This is a genomic window from Anaerolineae bacterium (assembly GCA_016931895.1).
Taxonomy (GTDB): domain Bacteria; phylum Chloroflexota; class Anaerolineae; order 4572-78; family J111; genus JAFGNV01.
The window spans coordinates 1-22,742 of record JAFGDY010000266.1 but is presented as its reverse complement, the minus strand read 5'-3'; the positions used below and the strand labels follow the sequence as shown (position 1 = coordinate 22,742).

At 54.1% G+C, this 22,742-nt stretch carries 14 protein-coding genes; 8 read left to right on the top strand and 6 right to left on the bottom strand.

What is annotated here, in order from left to right; translation table 11 throughout:
• Window positions 1–173: 173 nt before the first annotated feature.
• Both JW953_20495 and JW953_20490 read left to right on the top strand, forming a co-directional pair.
• Window positions 174–680 carry a hypothetical protein gene (locus JW953_20495; GenBank protein MBN1995085.1) on the top strand — a complete coding sequence of 169 codons (507 nt, stop codon included), beginning with the start codon at window positions 174–176 and terminating at the stop codon, window positions 678–680.
• Window positions 661–879, top strand: coding sequence for a Mu transposase C-terminal domain-containing protein (locus JW953_20490; protein ID MBN1995084.1), 219 nt, complete (start codon window positions 661–663; stop codon window positions 877–879). The genes JW953_20495 and JW953_20490 overlap by 20 nt, the downstream gene beginning before the upstream one ends.
• A 148-nt stretch (window positions 880–1,027) precedes the next feature.
• Here JW953_20490 and JW953_20485 read toward each other — a convergent pair whose 3' ends face one another.
• Window positions 1,028–2,020 (bottom strand): tyrosine-type recombinase/integrase, encoded by a 993-nt coding sequence (locus JW953_20485; GenBank protein MBN1995083.1) that lies wholly within the window; start codon window positions 2,018–2,020, stop codon window positions 1,028–1,030.
• A 430-nt stretch (window positions 2,021–2,450) separates the two neighbouring features.
• On the opposite strand from JW953_20485, the gene JW953_20480 reads away from it, so the two are divergent.
• The 4 genes from JW953_20480 (at window position 2,451) to JW953_20465 (ending at window position 9,929) form a co-directional block, all read left to right on the top strand.
• Window positions 2,451–4,544 (top strand): DUF2723 domain-containing protein, encoded by a 2,094-nt coding sequence (locus tag JW953_20480; protein ID MBN1995082.1) that lies wholly within the window; start codon window positions 2,451–2,453, stop codon window positions 4,542–4,544.
• An 85-nt stretch (window positions 4,545–4,629) separates the two neighbouring features.
• Window positions 4,630–5,835, top strand: coding sequence for a FecR domain-containing protein (locus tag JW953_20475; protein ID MBN1995081.1), 1,206 nt, complete (start codon window positions 4,630–4,632; stop codon window positions 5,833–5,835).
• Between the two features lie 2 nt (window positions 5,836–5,837).
• Window positions 5,838–7,526, top strand: coding sequence for a glycosyltransferase family 39 protein (locus JW953_20470; protein MBN1995080.1), 1,689 nt, complete (start codon window positions 5,838–5,840; stop codon window positions 7,524–7,526).
• A gap of 81 nt (window positions 7,527–7,607) precedes the next feature.
• Window positions 7,608–9,929 (top strand): GAF domain-containing protein, encoded by a 2,322-nt coding sequence (locus JW953_20465; protein ID MBN1995079.1) that lies wholly within the window; start codon window positions 7,608–7,610, stop codon window positions 9,927–9,929.
• A gap of 221 nt (window positions 9,930–10,150) precedes the next feature.
• Here JW953_20465 and JW953_20460 read toward each other — a convergent pair whose 3' ends face one another.
• Entirely contained in the window at window positions 10,151–11,650 is a 1,500-nt protein-coding gene (locus JW953_20460) for a LysM peptidoglycan-binding domain-containing protein (GenBank protein ID MBN1995078.1), read from the bottom strand.
• 228 nt (window positions 11,651–11,878) lie between these two features.
• Between JW953_20460 and JW953_20455 the strand changes: the two genes are divergently transcribed.
• Window positions 11,879–13,948 carry a glycosyltransferase family 39 protein gene (locus JW953_20455; protein MBN1995077.1) on the top strand — a complete coding sequence of 690 codons (2,070 nt, stop codon included), beginning with the start codon at window positions 11,879–11,881 and terminating at the stop codon, window positions 13,946–13,948.
• Window positions 13,949–14,057: 109 nt separating this feature from the next.
• Complete coding sequence (locus JW953_20450; protein ID MBN1995076.1) at window positions 14,058–15,179, top strand: hypothetical protein; 1,122 nt, start codon at window positions 14,058–14,060, stop codon at window positions 15,177–15,179.
• A gap of 166 nt (window positions 15,180–15,345) precedes the next feature.
• Here JW953_20450 and groEL read toward each other — a convergent pair whose 3' ends face one another.
• From groEL to JW953_20430, 4 genes are all read right to left on the bottom strand, one after another.
• The gene (groEL, locus tag JW953_20445; GenBank protein ID MBN1995075.1) at window positions 15,346–17,004 is read right to left on the bottom strand and encodes a chaperonin GroEL; all 1,659 of its coding nucleotides are present in this window, start codon (window positions 17,002–17,004) and stop codon (window positions 15,346–15,348) included.
• Window positions 17,005–17,090: 86 nt separating this feature from the next.
• Window positions 17,091–20,708 carry a chromosome segregation protein SMC gene (gene smc / locus JW953_20440; protein ID MBN1995074.1) on the bottom strand — a complete coding sequence of 1,206 codons (3,618 nt, stop codon included), beginning with the start codon at window positions 20,706–20,708 and terminating at the stop codon, window positions 17,091–17,093.
• A gap of 158 nt (window positions 20,709–20,866) precedes the next feature.
• Entirely contained in the window at window positions 20,867–21,502 is a 636-nt protein-coding gene (locus JW953_20435) for a response regulator (protein MBN1995073.1), read from the bottom strand.
• 17 nt (window positions 21,503–21,519) lie between these two features.
• The coding region (locus JW953_20430) for a GAF domain-containing protein (protein ID MBN1995072.1) at window positions 21,520–22,742 on the bottom strand (1,223 nt) is incomplete at its 5' end.

Genomic DNA, 22,742 nt, shown 5'->3' with positions numbered 1-22,742 from the left:
TTAGCCCCAACGGGGCTTTCCTATCCCAGTTGCCCCCCTCTGGGGGGCTTCCTAATGCCTCCCGCTATGCGGGAGGTTGATTACTTCTGGAAGAAAAACGTCAGAAAGATATGGCGGTGAGACTGGCCCGAACAAATTCAGTTTGGCAACTCATTATGTTGGAGCCTGAAGTGATGCTCAAAGGAAAAAATGATAATACTGTTACGCCAAAAATCGTCTGCATCCTTGAAACCGAACCGCCAAAAGTATTAGCGTATCGCATAATAGGTGATAATATTAGCGCGAGCATTAGGTTGGTAATTTATGATGCGCTAGTTTCAACACGAAGACCGGCCACACTGGTTCCGGCAGGGCTGGAGTGGGGCATTCCAACTCAATTCTATACTGAGGTTGGCCTGGATGATGAAGTTGGCTATTTGATACGAGAACATCTTCAAGTGCAGATTCAGCAAGATGTGATACAAAGTCATTTAGTCAATGCCCTTCGAGGCAATTGGGACGTGGATTTGACCAACAGGGTGATGGGCCAAGACCATTTTGACAGGGTTTTCGATAACTATTTGCACCGCATCCACGGATATGGTCCCAGGAGGGTACAGGCTGATTTAACTGAGAAATATAAATCTCTGGTGGGCTATAGCACTGTTTTCCGTGTTACGCTTGTTACTGCCGGAATATGATGCCACAATTTCAACCAAAGGCGAAGTGGTTTTTGAGGGATTACATTTTACAGACCCTTTACTCAAATATTGGCCGAAACATCAAGTTACTCTGCGCCGGTCCTTACACACAGAAGGTACTGCGTGGATATACTTGGATGGAGAAATACTCTGTGAAGCAAAAGCGAAAGGATTTCGCAAACGTGAAACTTTGTACTAATGAAATCTTGCACTGAGCCACAAAAGAGGATAGCAGGCCATTGTCGGAGACAGGGCAATGCAAAAATGTACGAAAGTGCAACAAATTCGATGAATTTACCCTGTAGGGCAATGCAAAAACGCAATTCAGTGCAATGAAAATTTAGAGTTTACATTACATTTACACCAAAAATATCATAATAAACCCTATCCAACTCCTCGTCGCTCAGGTGGGCGTAACGCATAGTGGTGGAGATGTCGGCGTGGCGGGCCAGCTTTTTGGCTACTTCCACGTCGCCGCCGGTGCTGCGCAGAACAGTGGTGACAAAATAATGGCGGAAGGTGTGTGGGGTAATTTCGTATAGATATACAGCGCCCAAAAACCTCAACACCCACCGATCAATTAACTGCTGGACCGCGCGGGGTGATAATGCTATCACTCGCTTGCTGACCCGTTTATCGTGCCGGGCAAAGAGAGGCAGGTTGGCCGGGGCGGGGGTTTGTACAGCGTCCAGGTCGGTTCGTTTTTCCAGATAGCGTTGCAGGCACTCCAGGGTACGGGGGGAAATGCGAATTCGGGCTTCTTTATTGCCTTTGCCCACCACGTATAACTCCATTTCCGCAAAATCAACATAACCCCGCTTAAGCGAGCAGGCCTCGGAAACGCGCAGGCCGGTATCGGCCAGCATATAAAGCAGGGCGCGGTCCCGCAGAATGGTCAGTTGCTCCCGGTCGTCTTTAAAGGGGCCGTTGGAAATTTCGTCCAGAGATTTGAGCAGTTTTTCGATCTGGCGTTTGGGGAAACGATGCGCTTTTTCGGGAAGTTTTCGCTGCCGGCGTTTGATGAAATAACGCAGTTCGGTCAGGTTGAGCTTGAGCCAATTTTTGGCGACCACGTACTCGTAAAAACCAATGATGGGAGCTAAATAGCTGCGTTCGGTGGTTGGTTCCAGGGTACGCAGGTCGTCCAGAAACCAGTGTATCCACTCGTTGCTCATTTCGGATAGTGGGGTTTGGGCCGGAACAACATTGTGAGCGGTCAACGAACCCTTGAACTTCTGAATAGTGTAGTGGTAGGTGTTCAGGGTGCTGCCGGCCCGGCTTTTGCCGATTTCCTCTAAATATAATTCCAGGGCTTGGTCAATATTTTTAGGGATGTCCATTTTGTAAACGCCTTTCTGTGGATAGGGGGCGAAAAGTCGCCCAATTTCAGTTTTCACTTCGCAAAAATAATATTTTGCGAAGTGAAAACACAAAGAAATTCTACCCTAACCCTGTCTTTTTGTCAACCTTTTGCCGCCAGATTTATGGATAAGCCTCAATTTTTTGATTAAGTTGAGGTTTTGCGGTAAACTAAGCATGTTAACATAGTTACTCGCTCCTTGTTTGGCTATGTTGACCCGGGCACTCTCAAAAAGAGAGTGCCCTTTTTAAGCGCGGAATTTATAGTTTGTAATTGCTCTCTCCCCCCTTTCCTGATTGAAGTTTTTGATTTTTTTGCCTTGCTAACTACTATACGAAGCGGCTAGATTGAGGCGGTCTGTTTATCACTGCCTAGATTCCGTGTTATAATGCCCGGCTATGTTTGGCAATATGCCCTCCTTGAAACAGGTTCGTTGTTCTGATTGGCCGGTTGGTTTGGGGCTGGCCTTATTGGCCCTGGCCCTCTATATCACTACACTCGCCCCCACTGTTTTAGAAGCCGATAGCGGGGAGTTTCAATTTGTGCCCTGGCTGCCGGGCATTGCCCACCCCCCCGGCTATCCGCTGTATATTTTGTTGGGCTGGCTGTGGACGCATTTGTTTCCGTTGGGTGAAGTAGCCTGGCGGATGAATTTGCTCTCGGCAGTGTTTGCGGCGGCAACAATAAGCTTAACTTATGTTGTGGCACGGCAATTGCTGGATATGACTCTGCCCGACACCCCCCTCCCCGCCCGGCTCATTTCTGCCGCTATTGCCGCCGCCGCCTTTGCCATAAGTCCCACCTTTTGGAGCCAGGCGATTGTGGCCGAGGTTTATGCGCTTCACGCCATGTTGATGGCGCTTATTCTTTATCTGGCCCTGCAACTCAGAGGCAACGCCCGGGTTTTTTCGTTCCCAAATTTAAATTCCTGGCCCGCCAAATGCCTCACGTTTGCTTTTGCCGTTGGTTTAACGCATCATCTGACCACTATTTTGCTGCTGCCGGCTCTGGTTCTATTTTTGCTCTGGCCGGCCGGCCCAAACATTGCTGCCGCAAGAAAATCGCCTCATTCCGGCGAGGCCAAAAAGTCAAGGGAACCGGCCCGGACGTTGTTTGTCCACGGCATCTTATTTATCAGCCCGCTGCTGCTCTACCTTTATTTGCCCCTGATTGCGCCAAGCACGCCCTACGCCACCCTGGCCCTGAGCGACCACCAAATTTTGACGCTGTATGATAACTCCCTGGCCGGCTTTTTGCGCCACGTTACGGCCATGGTTTTTGCCGGGGAATTACAGCCGGACGCCGTTGAGATTAGCCGGGTTGTCCTGGTTTGGCAACTTTTGCAGCAGCAGGTGGGGTGGCTGGGCCTTATTTTGGCGCTGGCCGGCCTGCTTACCCTCTGGCTGCGCCAACAATTCGATTTACTTGTCTTGACCGGGCTGGGCAGCCTGGGTTTTCTGCTTTTTAATTTGATTTATTTCATCGGTGATGTTTTTGTACTGTTTATTCCCATCTGGCTTTTGGTATGTTTGTGGATGGGGCTGGGCAGTTTGGGCTTGGCGCATTGGCTGGCCGGTAGTTTTGTCCGGCGTAAAGCAGGCCCGCCCCAAGCCCGGCCTGTTTTTGGAGAAATGGAGCAGCGATTGGGCCAAAAAATTTACCGGATGTTGGTCGTGGGGCTGGTGAGCGCCTGTTTTTTGTTGGCCGTACTGCCAATGGTGACGCGCAACTGGGCCGTCGTCAACCAAAAAAACAACACCGCTGCTCGTGAGCGTTGGTCAGAAATCCTGGCCCAACCGATCCCCACCGGGGCTGTTTTGTTGAGCAACGACCGCAACGAGATGATGCCCTTGTGGTATTACCAATATGTTGAGGGCCGGCGGCCTGATTTGCTGGGCCTTTTCCCGCTCATTGTGCCTGATCCGGCCTATGCCAACGTTGGGCTGGTATTGGACCAGGCCCTGGCTTCGGGGCGGCCGGTGTATCTCATCAAATCAATGCCCGGCTTGAGCCTTAAAGCGACGCTGGTTCAAGAGGACGCGCTTTATCGAGCCGCGCCCGACCCCACCCTACCCCCTCATCGGTATGAGGTAGTTTTTTCAGGAGTAACGTCCGAGTCAAATCAGTCCGAAAGCGTTAAACTTTTGGGCCACGATCTATCGGCGGAAAGGGTATTGCCCGGTGATGAAATCGCCGTTACCCTCTATTGGCAGCCGGAACAGGTTTTATCCGTTGATTACACCAGTTACGTGCATTTGCTCAATAGTGAGGGTCAAGGGGTCACCCAAAACGACCATCTGCCGGGCGGAGTGTTTTATCCCTCCAGCCGCTGGCAAATTGGCGAAATATTGCGCGACCGGCATACTTTGACCATCCCGGCCAACACCTTGCCCGGCCGGTATCGCTTGCGCGTGGGGCTGTATTATCAACCGGAGCCGGGCGTGATGGTGGGCTTGGGCGGTGGTGTGGAAATCGGCCAGGTGAGCGTGCTGACTTCTGAATAAATTGATGCTATGGTAAAATAATGGCCGCATGAAATTCAATCTTAGAACCCATTTTATTAATTTAAGACAAGAGCGACCTGGGCAAGTGGCCTGGCTTATTTTATCTACAGCCTTTGTCACGTTCTGCCTGTTAGCGGTGCTTGTACCGTTTAGTATTTATTGGTACGTGGTCAATGCTACCGTCCCTTCCCCGGTTAATGTAACTTCGGTGCGAGGGACGGTTTTATTTGGCAACGCGGTTGGCGCGGCCGCTGAGGCCGAATTATCCTCCTCTCTCACCGACGGGAATACAACCGCTGTGGCCGAATTGGCCACCATTTTTACCGATGATACCTCCCAGGCTATTTTGACCTTTTTTGACGACAGCAGCCTGACTATGTACAGCAATACCCGCATTGTGCTGCGTGAAGCCAGGGAGCCTCGTTTTGGTCTTAGCCCAAACCCGGCCCAAATAACTATTGAACTGCAACAGGGCCGGGTCAGAGCTACTTCGGCCCGCAGCCGGCAAGACGTGGCCTTTGATATTTTGACCCCCTATGCCGGGATAAAGTTGGGCCAGGGCAGTTTTTCTGTTGAAGTGAACCAGGCCGAAGTGCAGGTCACTACCCGGCTGGGGCAAGCCACGGTGACCGGCCAGGGGCAGGCCATTGTCCTTAACACCAGTGAGCGGGCGGTGGTAGACGCCGGTTCTTTTGCCGCCCCCCTGCCGGCGGCCCAAAATTTGTTGGTCAATAGTGACTTCAAACCGGATACATTTGCAGAAACCTGGGAAGTTTACCAAATTGAGCCGATTGAGGTGGTGACAACCACGGTCGAAGTGGCTACATTTATTGGCCGGGACGTATTGGTGCTGCGCAGTGAAGGACAAGACAATGTTCACTCAGAAACCGGCGTTACCCAACAGGTCAACAAAGACGTGCGTGATTTTCAATCGCTGCGGGTTTTTGCCGAGGTGCGTTTGATGAAACAATCCCTGCCAGGGGGGGGGCATCTTGGCTCAGAATTTCCCATCATGCTGCATGTGGCTTACAAAGATGCCGATAATAATGATCGCGATTGGTTTCACGGTTTTTACTTTGACCCGCCCCCGGAAAATTTTGTGCTCTACAATCAACCCGATAATTCCAGCGAGCGGATTGCGCGTTTCATCTGGTATCCTTACGAGTCGGTCAATTTGTTAACCACGCTTGGTCCGGCCAAACCTGTTTTTATCAAATCTATCCGCATTTATGCCTCCGGCTGGATTTATGAGGCCATGGTGGCTAATATATACCTGCTGGCCCAAGAATAGAAATGAGAAAGAGAAAACGGTTGGTTGCCCTTGGCGGTATCTTGCTCCTTTATTTTGGGCTAAGCCTGTACCAGCTCAATTTGCCCGGCTTGCATTACGACGAAGCGTTTGAGGCCGTGCCGGCGCTGCAACTGTTGCAGGCGCAGCCGATTACTACTTTTAGAGAACATGGTTTAAAAATAGGCGGGCATATTTTTCCGCTGATGACCCAGGATTACATTGGGGCCATCAACACTTACCTGGTCATCCCTTTTTTGGCTATTTTGGGCCCCACCCCGGCCGCTCTGCGGGTGATGTCAATTGTCACTGGGGCTATAACAATCTGGCTGACCTATGCTCTGGCCGGCCAACTGACCCGCAATCATTGGGTGGGATTAGCGGCGGCGCTGCTTTTAGCCGTGGACCCCACCTTTGTTTTTTGGAATCGACAGGGCATTTTTGTAACAGCCGTTACCGCCCCTATTGGCCTGGCGGCCACGCTGTGCTGGCTGTGGCGCTGGCGCGGTGGCTCCAGGCGTTGGTCGCTCGCCGGGGCGTTTTTGTTTGGTCTGGGTCTTTACGCCAAGTTACTTTTTGTGTGGTTAATGGCGGCTCTGGTGGGAGCGGTTATTCTGCTCAATTTGTCCCCGGTATTGCGGTTCATGCGTGGTCTATTGAACACTAACGAACTTTTTCAAAAAAAATGGCCTTTTTCCGTGCAAGAGGTTGGCCGGATAGCCTGCGCTTTTTTGCTGGGCTGCTGGCCGTTGCTTGTTTATAACCTGCAAACTCACGGCACATTTTTGAGCGTTAGCGGCAATGCGGCCACATCTTACTATGGCGTTAACAATTTGGCCTTTGGCGCTAACCTATGGACGCGGCTGGCGCAATTTTTGACAATGCAAAACGGCACGCATCTTTGGTATTTGGGAAACATAAGGGGCACTTCCCTACCCGTTTTTGGTTTGAGTGTCTTTTTGTTTTTGGTAGCTTTTTTGGCTATACGAAATATTATCCTCTCCCCTTCTTTTATTACCCTATCCTTGGTTAAAATAGCCATCTTCCCCTATTTGGTGATAAGCCTGGTCGTCTTGGGCAGTATCGGGACAGTTTCCGCGTTGTGGGTCACTCACTTTGCCCTGCTAATGCCCTGGCCCGCCATCGCCTTGACTGTGGCCGGATGGTATTTATTCCCCTATAGACCCCATCTACGCTTTTTGGCGTCTTCTATTTTCCCCATTGGCCTTTGCCTGCTCGTAGGCGCAAATTTGTTTACCACCCTCCGTTACCATGTCTCTCTGGCCGAAAGCGGCGGTTTGAGCAGTCATTCCGACGCCATCTACGATTTAAGCGATTGGTTGGCCCATAACGCCGCCGGCCCGGTGGCCGCAATGGATTGGGGCCTGGCCGCTCCCGTAACTTACCTTACCGCCGGCCGGGTAACGCCTGTTGAGGTTTTTGGTTATGCCTGGGAATCTGATCAAGACTTAACAACTCGCCTGCAAGCTCTTATCGCCCGGCCAACCACCCTTTATCTGTGGCGCGCGCCGGACGAAATTATTTTTGATCGCAGCGCTGAATTTAAGGCCCTCTATCGCCCTCTGCATTTGGAGGAAGATATTGAGGAGGCTTTTTACGAACGAAGCGGACGCCCCCTGCTTGGCATTACGCGCCTGGTGAAAAGAGGGACAGCCCAAAATCCCCCCCAATAACACCATTACTCATGCAGTATTACCAACTTTTACAAATATGTGTTACAATCAAATAGTTACCCCTATTTGCCGAGGCCTAAATTGAATTACATTGCGCTAACAACCCCTGAATTTATGACCGCCTCCATAGCCGCCCTGGTTTTTGGCTTTTCAGTCATCCTGGCCGCGCTGCGTTTACGCTCCAAAGAAAGTGTTATTTTTTATTTATTGCTTTATATGGGGCTGGGTTTGTGGTTAGGGCTGGTGTTACTGGCCGATGCGTTAAACTTACCCACCTTCATCAGCGGCGTCTACCGTCCGGTCATCGAGTTTACCCTTTTGGCCATGGTTTTAGCCTTTGGCGTGCTCACCTTAAATTTTACCAGGAAAAGCCGGAAAGTTTTGATCTGGTATTGGGCCGCAGCCCTCCTTATTTTGCTGTTGTGGGCGCTTTTTATTTTTAACTTTTTTGGTTTAGAACAAATCACCGTCAATTTGGCCATGCAGATGGGGCTGGCGCTCTATCAATTGGGCACGCCCGCGGTGATCATGGCCGGGTTAGGCTGGATTGTGGCCATTGGGGTGGCCCTCGTCACCCTGTCGCTGGAATTTAGAAAGCGCAAATACCCCACCCAATATCTCAATAAACTGCGTTATTGGTTGATCGTCATTATTCTCCTGACCTCCGGCGGCCTGGTCATATTTTGGGTCCCGATTTTTGCCTGGGCCGGGGTCCTTTTGTTGACCATTGCCGGTATCCTGATTGCTTACACCGTTTTAAGTTACCACACCCCCGACCTAAGAATACTGATGGGCCGGGCTATCCGTTATGCTCTGATCACCCTCATTTTGTTCGCCATTCTCTTTTTCAGCCTGGCCGGCGCGGCCCTGGCCAACCGCAATGTTTTTTACCCAAACGCCGTCCTGCTCTGGTCAACGGCCCTGGCGGCCCTTGTTTTAGCCATTCTCCTGCCTCCCCTCTGGCGAGGGCTGGACCGAATTTTAACCCGGATCATTTTTGGCAAGCAGCACCATGACCAAAAACAAATCATCAAACGTTATAGCCGCAGTATCAGTTCGGTGCTGGACATGAACCGCCTGGGGGATACCATTATCAACTTGATGATAGAAACCCTGGGCATTGAGCGAGGCATTGTTTTTGTCAACGAACGCGGTGGAGGGGGCAACATCTCCTTTCGCCCGCTCTCGTCGGTGGGCATGACGAATTTGACCACCGGCCAGTTTGCCGCCGACAGCCCCTTTATTTACCACCTGCGCAAAGGGGAAAAGGTACTCAGCCAATACGATATTAACATGCAGCGCCAATTTCGCCAGATGAACGACGACGAACGGGAATGGCTGGCCGGGCTGAACATGGAACTATACGTGCCTATCCTGCGCCAACCCGAGTTGGTGGGCTTATTGGCTTTTGGGCCGCAATCGCAAGGCACCTCGTATTATGAAGAAGACGTTGATCTGATGATCTCCCTGGCCGACCAGGCTGCGTTGGCCATAGACAGCGCCCGGCTATTTGATCAGTTATCTTTTATCAATCAAGAAGTGGGCCAGCTCACCGACCAATTAGCCGGTTTGGACCAGGACAAGAGCGATTTCCTGTCCATTGCCTCGCACGAACTGCGCACGCCCTTAACCCATATTCACGGCTACTCGCGGATGCTGCTGGACCTGACTGAAGAGGAATTGCAAGACCCGGCTTACGTCAAAACCATCATCGAGGGTATTGCCAAAGGCAGTGACCGGATGAAGGACGTGGTGGACCTGATGTTTGACGTCACCGAGGCCGACGTGGGCGACATCAACCTTTTTGTCGGCCCCGTGGTATTGCTTGAAGTAATTGATCAGGCGGCTCGCTCGCTTTTGCCGGCGCTGGATGAACGACGCATTGCGTTTCAAAAAATAAATCTTAAAGAATTGCCCACTGTTGAAGCAGACGGCACGCGCCTGATGCAAGCTTTTGAAAACCTGATTGGCAATGCCATTAAGTATACGCCTGATGGCGGGATGATTACGGTTGAAGGCCGCGCCACCGTGCTGGACAACATTGGCCCGGCGGTTGAAATTGTGGTGGCCGATACCGGCATTGGCATTGATCCCAAATATCATGAACGCATCTTTGAAAAATTCTTCCGCGTAGACGACACCGCCCACCACAGCACCGGCAAAACCAAATTTAAAGGCGCCGGCCCCGGCCTGGGCCTGACCCTGGTTAAAGGCATTGCCGAGGCCCACGGCGGGCAAGTGTGGGTGGAAAGCTTGGGCTACGACGAGGTCAACTGCCCCGGCAGTAAATTCTTTTTTGTAATCCCCCTCCACCCTCTCCGTTCCCAGGCCAGGCCCCAATCCGAAATCGAAACTCGGCACTGGCGTAAAGAAGAGGCGAAGACAAATAAACAAATTAAGTAATCTAACTGTTATCAGCCCTATGTCATTTCGAGGCCGGAGGCCGAGAAATCTCCTCTTCAGGGTACGGCTTCAAGGAGATTTCTCCCTTTGGTCGAAATGACATGCATGCCTGAACAGTTATATCCAACTTTAGGTTTTCACCCCCTATCCTGAAACTCAAAAACGCCAAGACCAATTAAATCTTGGCGTTTTTGAGTCTTGGTTTAACCACAACGCGGCAATCAATCAGCCTGGTGGGCAAATTCAAAGGTGGCGTAAGCGTTCCCGTCCATATAGGTTTTTAATTTAAGGTCGGTGCCGTCAATCCAAATGTAATAGATGCCGGCCATTAACCCGGCAAAATCGCACGCGCCGGGGCCTTTGCTGCCAGTAAAACATTTGGCCCTATAGCCGCCGCCGTCACTTTCGGCAATCACGTTCAAACCCGAGGCCGGTGTTTTCACCAAAATATTTGACCAGCCGCCAATGTTTTGGCCCGGCTTGCTGGGATTCTCCCAGTTAGATAATACCCAACCGTCCGGCGAAGCATACGTCTGTCCCCGGAAACGAACCTGCTTGCTAAAGTAAATTTCCACTCGCTCGCCGGGGCCAATGGTCACGTGCGGCTTTTCCGAAGGAATATCCGGGTCGTCAACCCACACGTCATATTCACCCGGTGGAATGTACCGGAAAACAAAACGAAAAGCGCCAAACTCGCCCGTAAAACTGCTCTCGCCGTTAGATTCGGCATCGCCGCTGCGCACCCGCACGGTTTTACCGTTCTCTTCGCCGGTTTGCACAATGAGCGTGGTAATGCCGTCGGGATCCATGCCAATGGGATAAATGTCGTCGGCCCAGGTTTCGCCGCCGTTGACCACCACCTCAATGGGATGTTCGGCCCGCGGCAAACTGGGGCGCGCCGCCCCGGGTTGATATTCGGGCGCGTTACTTTCCGGCTCCGGCACGGTCAGGTCTACGTCAACCGCCTCGTAGAAACCTTTATGCTCCGGCTTCACCGGATGCTCAAATATAGGGTCTGGAAATTGGCCCGGCCCCACCGGAGGCTGAACATAATCAGGCCGGCCCTGATAACCGGGAATAATGAGCGGCTGCCCCACCCAAATCACCGAATTGGTGAGATTGTTGGCCTGCATAATGGTCCAATAACTCACCCCGTAACGATAGGCAATCCCGCTCAAGGTTTCGCCGGGCGCAACGGTATGATAATAGGAGGCGGCAGGAGGGCGATAACCGGCCGGTTGCGGCTGATAGCCCGGCCGAGGGGCATAACCGGGTTGGGGGGCATACCCTTGCTGCACAGGCACACAAACCCGCTGGCCCACAAAAAGTATATCCTTATTGTAAAAATTGTTCAACTGAAGCAATTGGTGAAGGCTGGTGTTATAGTCCCAGGCTATCCCGGAGAGCGTATCGCCGGTTCTGACCGTGTGATAATTCCCACAGCCAAAATTGCCGCCGCCCTGATAACCCGGCGAAGGCCCGCCCCCGGGAATGACCAGCGGCTGGCCCACGTAGATCATGTCGGGGTTGGCCAAGCCATTGGCCATGAGAATCGCTTCAACACTCACCCCGTACCGGAAGGCAATGCCAGACAGACTTTCGCCCCAGGTAACGTAATGCACCATTCCCCCCCCCTGGAACTCCGGCGCAGCCACGGCTACCTGGCCGGAGAGCATGGTCAATACAATTATCACCCCGATGATGAACAAGTACTTTTTCATGTTTGCCTCCTGCCCCTCTATCCAGGGGCTACCCCCTATATCTAGGGGTTGCAGACAATTAACCCACAATATGTAGACGCAACGTCGTATAGTACTATACATAATACTCGAAATTCAAGAATATGTCAAGTCGGTTGCAATAATATGTCAAGTTGCGCCCTGTTTGTTTTTCCCGTAGATTATTGCCCCGCAAGACGCCTTATGCTAAGATCATGACCCAAGATGACAATGACGGCACCCAATCGCCCGGCCAAACTTTTTAGAGCCTCCCCCCCCCTCATGCTTCCGGCTATTCTGCTGGCCGGTTTTGCCCTGCGCCTCTACCGGCTGGGCGCTCAAAGCCTCTGGTACGACGAAACCGTCAGCGCCTTTTTGGCCGGCCAGGCTGCGCCCGACCTCATGGCCCACACGGCCAGGGACATTCATCCCCCCGGCTACTACTTGCTCCTTCACTTGTGGACGGCGCTGGCCGGCCACACCGAATTTGCCCTGGCTTATTTTTCACTCCTTTTTGGGGTTCTGTTGATTGCTTTGACCTACCACGTCGCCCGCTACCTGGGCAATAAACTTGTAGCCACCTGGGCCGCGTTGCTGGTAGCCTGTTCGCCCTATCACGTCTGGTACTCCCAAGAAGTGCGGATGTATACCCTGGGCGCGGCTTTGGGCCTGGCCGCCGCTTACTGCGCCCTACGCGCCACATTTACCCCCAATAAAAAAACTACGGTTCGTTTCTGGTTGAGCTATTTTGTTCTGTCCACTATGGGCCTGTACGCGCTCTATTATTTTGTTTTCTTGCTGATTGTCATCAATCTTTTCTGCCTGGCTTATTTGTTGTGGCCCAAAATCAAACGGCCCGCCCTTTTAGGCCTGTTTGGGGCCAACGGCCTGGTTCTGGCGGCCTACCTGCCCTGGCTGCCCATTGCCTGGCGCCAGGCCACCCAACCGCCCGTGCCTCCCTGGCGTGTTTTGACCGGCTTCTGGCCGGTTGTTCTGGAAAGTTGGTCCGCTCTCTCCCTGGGCCAATCCAGCCAACCGGCCACCCTTTGGCCAATCCTCCTGCTCACCCTGGCTCTGTTTCTGCTAGGCCTGGTCTATTTAGCAAATGGCTCATATCCTGCTACCCTGCTACTCTGCTACCCTGCTACTCTGCTACCCTGCTACCCTGCTACTCTGCTACCCTGCTACTCTGCTACCCTGCTTTTTGCCTACACCTTCGGCCCCCTCCTGCTCATCTACTTCCTCTCCTTTATCACGCCCCTGTACCACGTCCGTTACATCTTCACTTATTCGCCCGCTTTTTACATCATTCTGGCCGCCGGTTTAGCCTGGCTAACTACTCGCCTTCGATTTTGGGTGGCCCTGTTCGCCGCAACCCTGCTCCTGGCCGCTTCCGGCTACTCCGTTTACCAGATGCACTTTAACCCCCGTTATCAGGCCGACGATTATCGTTCCGCCGTTAATTTCATTCAAGCTCATTGGCAGCCCGGCGACGTTATTTTGGCCAACGCCGGTTACACCTATACCGCTTTTGTTTACTACAGCCACCTGCCCCACCTGGAACGCAGGCGGTTGGTCCCCTACCAGTCCCCCGCCGATTCACAACATCCCCTGCTCCTGCAAACCGGCTTTGTTAACGGCGACCCCCGGCTTGGCTGGGGCGATCCCCGCTCCGATTTTTACGCCATGAGCGCCGCCGAAACCACCGCCGCCCTGGAACATCTTTCCCGCCATTTTTCCCGCCTGTGGCACCTCCGCGCCTACGATACCGTCACCGACCCCAACGGGTTTATTCGCGACTGGTTGGCCGCAAACACCATTCCGTTGGAAGATGAAGTTTTTGCCGGAGAAAGCAATATCCGCGCGCAGGGATTTCTCTTGGCCGGACAAACCGAATTACAGGGGGAAACAGTCTACTTTGCGGATGGCCTGGCTTTGGCCGGCTGGCAGTTGCCGGCGCAAGTTTGGTCGCCGGGAGAGACAATCCACGTAAAGTTAGGGTGGCAGGCCACCGCCCCGCCCGGCGTAGATTACAAAATGTCCCTCAAATTATGGGCAGAAACCGGCGACCTGGCTGCCCAGGGGCAAGACGAATGGCCGGTAGGCAGGTTATACCGCGCCACCGATTGGCCGCCGGGGCAAACCATCTACCATCCCGCCCAAATCACCTTACCGTCCACCCTGCCGCCGGGCCAATACTGGTTGAATGTGGAACTCTACCACCCCAACACCGTCCAACCCCTGCCCCGGCTGGACGGCAGCGCCCCGGTGGTGACGTTGGGGCCGGTGGTAGTGAAATGATCCTGAAAACAGCCGCCCAAGGCTCCGGAGGTATCTTTGATTATAAAAATTGATAATGGTATAATCACGGCAAAATAACCGATCAAAATCACTTTTTTACCGCCCAATCATGAACAACCTTTTGCCTGCGCTCCACTGGACCAATCTGCTCATTATCCCCAGCCTGCTACTGGCCTACACCACGCATGAATTGGGGCACGCCCTAACAGCCTATTTTTTGGGCGACTACTCCCAGGTGGAGCGCGGAAAAATCACCCTGAATCCCTTTGCCCACATCGCCTGGTTTGGGGCGCTGGCCTTTATCATTTTTGGCATCGGTTGGCCTAAACCCATGCAGGCCAACCCCTACAACTTCAGACGCAAATACCTGGATGTGTTCCTGGTGGCGCTTTCCGGACCGCTGGCCAGTTTTACCCTGAGTTTAGTTGGTTTACTGCTCACGCTGGGCCTGGCGGCAGCCCTGGTTTATTTTTGCGGCACCACCACCGACCAGGTTTTGGCCTATCTTTTTCCCATCCCCTCAAACTTGCCCGAAACCTTAAACGTGCAAGCCTGGTCTATTGCCTTTACCGGCCATATGGCCATTACCAGTTTTTGGCTCACCTTTGTCAGCCTGTTGCCGCTGCCCGGCCTGGATGGATTTACCACTCTTGTTAGTCTGGCTGCCTTTTTTCGGGAACGAGCCAAACGCAGTAGCCCACAGCCTCAATGGTCCCCTCCCCATCGGCCGCTGGAGTCAACCCTGGTGGACGGTTCGCCCATTCTGCTGAGTCAACGCAAGCGCCGGAATAGCGCCGCCGACATTCACTTCAAAGTGGGCACAGACTATCACCAGGAGCACCAATACGACGATGCCATTGCCCGCTATCGCCAGGCCATCAACAACGACCAACACTTTGGCCCGGCCTATATCAACATGGGCCTGGCTTACCTGGCAAAAGGCGAACGTAAACGTGCTATCCAGGCGTTTCGTGGCGCCGTGCAGTACGCCGACGATAAAAGATCGCAAACAGAAGCCTGGTACCAACTGCACCAACTCAGCGCCGTCTCTCCTATTGACCAGGAGGCAGCCCAAAAAGATATGGCCAAAATGGGCGGCTCCCCCTGGACCGATACCCAACCTCGCCCTAACTGGTGGGGCTTGGGCCTGACTACAGCCGTTTTATTAATGGGAGGAATTTTTCTGTATAGTTATCTATTGACCCAACTCCTCGAGATTTTGAAAATATAGAGATTCAGAAAAAGGTTTTGAATTTTGGCCGCGTAGAAACATGATATTGTCCTGTTTCTACTTTACCCCAACTGCCCAGAATTCCCCAAAAGAAAGCGGGGTCGTTTGACCCCGCTTCACTATTTTTTGAGAGCCTTACTTAATGCTTTGATGTTACAACATTACCTTACGGCTGCGTGGCCTGCTGAGGTTTTTTGTGGTGAACCAGCACGTCAACCGTAAGGGCCAAAGCCGCGCTGGATACGGCGCTGTGAACAGCCGCTCGCTGCACGGCGGCCACATCAAAAATGCCGGCCTCCATCACGTCAACTACCTTTTTGGCGTTCACGTCAAAACCATAACCCGGCCCGGCGGCCAGCCGGATTTCGGCCATAACGTCGCTGGGGTCATAACCCGCGTTGGCCAGCAGGGTGCGAATAGGGGTTTCCAGGGCTTGCAGTAAAATGCGGTAGGCGGCGCGTTCATCCGCCTCGGCGCTTTGGGCCAGGCGGGTTTGCAGGGCCGGGCGGCAATTCAGCAGAGCTACCCCGCCGCCGGGCAAAATACCCTCGCGCACCGCGCCGCGCATGGCGCTGGCGGTTCGTTTGGCCAATTCCTTGCGGGCGTTAATATCGTTTTCGGTGGTGCCGCCCACCCACAAGGTAGCCGAGCCGCCCATCAGTTTGCCAATCCGTTTTTGCAATTTTTCCTGCACAGCCGGGTCGTTGGATTTATTGAACGCGGCGCGTAACCGGGCAATGTGTTGGCGCAACTCGCGGGCATTGCCTTTGCCGCCCACAATGCCAAAGTGGTCCTTATCGGCCCAGATGCGCCGGGCCTGGCCGAAGTCTTGGACCTGCGCGGTATCCAAGCTGTCTTTGGTCACGCTTAAAAAAGGACGCCCGCCGGTCAACACGGCCAGGTCTTCCAATTCGCCCATCCGGTCCAGCCCGTAACCCGGCGCGGTTACGGCAATTGTCTGGAGTTTGTCGGCGTTCTTTTTGTTGTTGGCCACCAAAAAGCCCAACACTTTGTCGGAGAGTTTGCCCGCCACAACAAACAGCGAGGTAATGCCGGCTTTAACGGCCAGCAGCATTACGGGCATCAGGTGTTGCGGTTCTTCTATTTCCAAATCACTGATCAAGAGGGCGGCGTTCTCAAATTCCGCGCGCTGCCGGGTTGCATCGGTGATCATCTCCCGCGACATCACGCCGCGGTCAAAGTAGATGCCTTCCACGTACTCTCGATCCAACTCGCGCCCCCGCGCGCCCCGGATTTCCAGCCGGCCATACTCGCCGATGATGTCAAAGATTTCACCTATCATTTTGGCCATGTCCGGCTCGTAACAAATTGAGCGGGCAATCTGGGCCAGTTTTTGTTTACCCTCTACCGGCGTAATCATCCCGGCCAATTCGTCATCAATAACGCGCCGGCCCTCTTCCAGGTAATGGCGCAGGCGCGGGGCATTGCCGCCGGAAACAATGTAACGTAAGCCTTCATTAAAAATGGTTTGAAACATGACCGCGGCGGTAGCGGTGCCGTCCCCCACTTTTTCGTGTAATTGCCAGAGCATCTGGCGGACCAACATGGCCCCAACATCGGCCTCACGGCCGGCCACTTGAATGATCCGGCGGGCAATGGTGCCGCCATCATCAAGCAACTCCGGCATTTTGTTGCTAATCGCCTGCTCAATGGCCACAATGCGCGGCTGCGGCCCCAACGTGGGCCGGATGGCATTGACCATCTGGTCAATGCCTTTTTGAATACCTCGATAGGTAGCCGGTTGAAAAACTACACCGGGCTTGCCCGGTTTTGGGCCGGGTTTGGATTTTGGTGATTTTGGCATTAATTAATTGAACCTCAGTACAAAATTTGTAGGGCCGACACGCCCACCGTGAGTATACTCATGACCTCCTGATTGGGCAACAAATCTTAAATTCCCTCCCTAACCCCTTCTTCATCAAGCCACTCATCAATTTTAAGCGAGTAAACCTCAGAAACAGAATCTTCGCCCATGGAAATGCCGTAGAGCGTATTCGCCGCCTCAATGGTTTTACGATTATGGGTAATGATAATAAATTGAATGTCGCGGGCCAGGGCCAACAGGGCTTCGCGGAAACGGCCAACGTTGGCTTCATCAAGCATGGCGTCAACTTCGTCAAAAATAACAAAGGGGGTGGGGCTGATTTTTAATAAGGAAAAAATCAAAGCCTGCGCCGTCAGGGAGCGCTCGCCGCCGGAAAGCAGGGCCAGGCTTTGTAAACGTTTGCCGGGCGGGCGGGCCACAATGTCTACGCCGGTCTCGATGAGGTTGTCGGGGTCTACCAGCAGCAGCTGGGCCTCGCCGCCGCCAAAGAGCAGTTTGAAATAATGTTGAAATTCTTTGGCCACTTTCTGGAAGGTTTCGGTAAAGGCTTGCTCCATGGTTTCATCCAGTTTGGCAATGATCTCTTTTAAATCGGCGGCGGCGGCTTCCAGGTCGGCCATTTGCCCGGTCAAAAAGTCAAAGCGTTCGCGCAATTCGGCGTATTCGCGGGGCGCATCAGGGTTAATGCTGCCCAGGCGGCGCACCTGTAGTTTGAGCCGCCGCACGTCCTCTTCCACGCCGGGGGGCAAGGCCTCAACCACCGGCAAATCAGATACCAGGGGCCGGATCGGCAGCACCGGCTGGCCCACCTGCTCTTCCGACATTTCCAATTTAACCAGGCCCAGGTCATCCTGAATCTGGCGTTGCAGATTGTCCAACTCATCCTGACGCCGGGCAGCCTCCAGCGAAGTCCGGCTGTGTTCGGTTTCCAGGCGCTGCAATTGGTGGCGCAGATTGATTTCAACCTGTTCTTGTTGCTGCTGGCGGGTTTCCAATTGGGCCAAACGGCTTTCGGTTTCGTGAATTTGGGCCGAAAACTGCTCCAACTGCTGGCTAAACTCCTGGCTGTTCTTTTGCAACTCTTGCTGCTGTTGCAGCAAGGAGTCCCGTTCGGCGGCCAGGGTATCCACCCGGTTTTGTTTGCTTTCAATTTGGGTAGAGAGTTGGTGGCGGCCGGCCTGGTGATTTTCTAAAATGGTCTGCTGGCTTTTTTGCCGCCCCTGGATAAGGGCCACGGCGTTTTTGGCCTGGTTCAGTTCGGCCAGTAAATTCTCGGCAGAAAGGGCGTTGATCTGGCGGGCCAGTTGGCGGGCGCTTTCTTCGGCCTCGCGCTGCTCCTGTTCCAACTGGGCCATCTCGTGTTGCAGGTCGCGCTCGCGCTGATCCAGGTGGGCCAGTTCACCTTCGGCCTTGGCCTGCAAATCTTTGTGCCAGCCCATACTATCGGCCAACTGCTCCAGGGAGCGGTTGGCCTGGTTGGCCTGGGCCTGTAGTTCGGCTTGCCGGCCCGCCTTTTGCTGCTGCTTGTCTTGCAACGCCTGAAGCGTGGTTTCAATTGCCCCGGCTTCCCGGCCATTTTGTTCAAGTTGGGCCAGCAGGTCTTGCCGGGCCTGGTCAACTTGGGCAAGCTGTCCGGGCAGCTCGCGCCACTCCCGCTCGCGGGCCAAAAGCGTGCCCTGCTCGCCGCTTTTGCCCGCGATCCGCCCACCGGTAACGGCTCCCCCGGAACGCATTAACTCGCCTTCGCGGGTAACAAGCTGGAACCCGCCCTGCATGGCGGTAAAGGCGCGGCGGGCGGCGGCCATGTCTTCCACCACCACCGTCCGGTTCAAGGTCAATTCGGCAATGGGGCGTAATTTTGGCTCAACCTCAACCAGGGCTGCGGCCAGGCCAATCACGCCCGGCGTGTCGGGCAGGTCAACGGGCCGGCCGGGGCGAATGGTATCGAGGGGCAAGAGGGTGGCCCGGCCTTTACGATTGAGTTTAAGGTAATTAATGGCGGCTTCGGCGTCGGCAAAGCTGTTGACCACCACATCTTGCAGGCGGCTGCCCAAGGCCGTTTCAACGGCCACTTCCAAATCCGGGGGCGCCTGGAGCACCTGGCTGACCGTGCCCACAATGCCCGGCAAATTGGTTTCTTGAACAATGGCCCGCACGCCCTCAAAATAGCCGGTCATTTCACCCCGCAGCCGCTCCAGCATCTCCTGGCGGGTTTTCAGGCTATCTTCCCGGCGTTGTTCGGCGGCGGCCTGGGTTTTGAGTTGGTCCGCGGCCTGGTTGAGTTGGTGAAGTGACTTTTGCTGCCCGGCTCGTTGTTTTTCCAGGTCGGCGCGGCTTTTTTCCAGGGCGACTATTTCGGCAGCCAGGCCCGCTTGTTTGGCCTGGAGTTCGGTCTGTTGTTCGGCCAGGCGGGAAATTTCGGCGGCGCGCGTTTGGGTCTCGGCCAGCAGGCTTTCGCGGCGCTCGCCCAATTGCGAGAGGCGGGTTTGGCGTTCGGTCAGGTCGGTGGCCAGTTGGCGAACGCGTTTTTCGGCCACGGTTTGGCGGGCCAGAATGTTTTGGCGTTGGGATTGGTGGGCGTCGAGCCGCTGCTGGGCGGCGCGTTGGGCGCTTTCGGCCTGGCGCAGTTCTTGATTGATGGCCGTCAGTTTTTCTTGGGCTTCATCCAACAATTGCTGCTGGCCGTCTCGGTTGGCCAGCAAGCTGTGCAGCTCGCCGAGAATTTCCTCACGCTGCGCGGCATATTGCCTGGCCCGTTCTTCGTTAACGGCCAACTTACGCTGGATGGCCTCGGCCTGGGCGTAGAGATTATTATTTTTGGCATACCAGGCGCCCAAGCTGGCCCGCAATTGCGTTTGTTCGGCCCGCAGCTCGCCAATTTCACCTTCCAAAGCGGCCAATCTTTGCCGCTGAGCGGCGACCACCGCTTCACTCTCCCGCAGCCGCGCCGTGGATTCGCGCAGGTGGAGTTGGCCCCGGCCCCAACGATATCCATACCACACCCGCAGCAAGCCGTCAAGGTGGGTCATCAGGCGGGCGTATTCGTCGGTGCGGAGGGCCTGCTTTTCCAGCCGGTGCATGCGGGGTTCAATTTCTTTAACAATATCGTTCAGGCGAAGCAGGTTGGCGTGGGTGGCGTCCAGCTTATCCAGGGTTTCGGCCCGTTTCTGGCGATGAAAGGTGATACTGGCCGCCTCTTCAAACAGTTTGCGGCGTTCTTCAACATTTAGGGAGAGCACGCGGTCAATCATGCCCTGGCCAACAACGGTGTAGGTTTGCCGGCCCAGGCCGCTTTTGGCCAATAGTTCGTTAACGTCTTTCAGCCGCACCCGGCTGCCGTTGAGGTAATACTCGTTTTCGCCGGAGCGATAAGCCCGACGCGAAATTGTCACCTCGGAGAAATCAAGAGGCAGCCATTTATCGCTGTTGTCCAGCACCAGGGTGACCGCGGCCATTCCCAGCCGGGCGCGGCCATCGGAGCCGGAAAAAATCATATCTTCTGTTTTTTTGCCGCGCAGGGTGCTATAACTCTGCTCGCCCAACGCCCAGCGAATAGCATCGGCCACGTTGGATTTGCCGCTGCCGTTAGGGCCAACCACGGCCGTAACGCCTTCGTCAAAAATGAAGGTGGCTTTGCTGGCAAAAGATTTGTAACCTTGGAGTTCAAGGGACTTTAAACGCATGAATCAGGACCAGATTCGAGGGATTTCTCGCTCACTTCGTTCGCTCGAAATGACATGATCGTCACTTGCTTATTTACCACCACTTTTCTGTTTTGGGAAATCAGACCCAGTGAGTATAGTCAATTTTGAGGGATAGTCAAAGAATCAGGATTCACCGGCTATTCTTTGCCGGCATAATAGTCTGGAAAAAGTTCTTTGGCGCAATCCGGGCAAAGGCCGTGGCTGAATTCGGCGTTGGAGTGATCCCGGATGTAAACGGCGACATCTTGCCAGTAACCTTCGTCGTTGCGTATCTTTTTGCAATTTGAACAGATGGGCAGCAGGCCGCTTAAAGTTTTTACCTTGGCCAGGGCTGCCTGTAGCTCAAGATTCACCCGGCGCAGTTCCACCATATCGGCAAACCGGGCCAGGGCAATGGCAATGGTGCGTTCTATCTCGCGTGAATTGGGGGGTTTGACCAGGTAAGCGCCCGCGCCCACCTGCCCGGCCAGCGTCACCAGTTCCGGCGTTTCGTAAGCCGTCAACATGACCACGGGTGTAGGGCACTGTTCCTGGATTAAGCGGGTGGCCTCGATGCCATCCACATGGGGCATCTCAATATCCATCAATACCACATCGGCCGGCGTGGGCGTTTCGGCCAGTTGAGCCACCATCTCCACCGCCTGAGCGCCGTCCAAAGCCCGGCCTACCACCGTATAACCCACCTCCCGCAGCATCTCCTTGATCATTTCTCCGGCCAGGAAGTCGTCTTCGGCAATCAGGACCCGGATATTATTATTCTGCTGGTTTCGCATTGGTTATTCCTTCCTTATCACCGTATCTCAGCCTTAAATTGAATCACGGCTACCGCCCCGTGGTCATTGTGCAACGATATTTGGCCCCGCAGGTTATCGCGCACAATATTTTGGATCAAACTAAATCCAATATTGTGACGTTCTAAACGCAGCACATCTTCGGGATAACCCGGCCCATCGTCTCTGAACTCGCAGCGCACCCTGCCATTGTCGAGCGCGCTTTGAAAGGTGATTTTGGCCGCAGTGCGCTCGGGCGGCAAAGCATATTTGACGGTATTGGTGGCTAACTCATTGATCACCAGGGCCAGGTTATGGGCCTGGTCAGAGGTCACCCGGACAGGGGAAGGGCGCACATTGACCGAGATATCCTTATCGTGCGGCAGGGCCCGCATGGCGGCGTAAATGATTTCGTTGGCCAGATTACTCAAGCGCAAAGGCGTCCACTCGGAGGCGGAGAGCATGCTGTGCACAGAAGCCAAACCCCGCACCCGGCCAATCAAATCATCCATCGTGGATTGATAGGTGGCCTGGTCTTCTACGTGGGCGTGACTCCGGGCCATATACAGCAAGCCGATGATACCGGTCAGGTTGTTCTTAACCCGGTGGTTGACCTCATTGAGCAAAACCGATTTAGTTTCGGCGTCCTGTTGCGCCTGTTCAAACAGGCAGGCGTTCTGGATGGCCACGGCAATCTGGTCGGCCAGGGTTTCCAGGGCCAAAAGGTCTGTTTCGGCAAAGGCGTTCAAGCGGGTTTCCTGCACATCAAGCACGCCAATCACCTGCTTATCAAGCCTAAGCGGCACGCACAACTCGGCCAGGGTCGTTGCTCCTTCTTTAGGAAAACCAACTATGTAGCGGGCATCCTGTTCTACGTTGTTCACCATCACAGATTGGCCGGTTTGCGCCACCCAGCCAATCAAGCCCTCCCCTATCTTCTGCCGATAATCCAACGGAGCAAAATCCGCAAAGCCACCGGCAATCGCCTGATTTCCCAACTCCTGGGTGCTCTCATCAAGTAAGAGCAGAATCACGTTGTAGTAGTTAAATCCCTGCTGGATAGCGGCAACAATTTCTTGTAAAAGCTGCTGGGTGCCTAAAATGGAAACGGCTTTGCGGGCCACCTGGTTGACCACGGCCAATTGAGTAGCCCATCTCCGCTCGGCCTCATATAATTGAGCATTCTCAATGGCCACGGCTGCTTGAGCGGCAAACGCCTCGGCCAGCCGGGCATGTTTTTGAG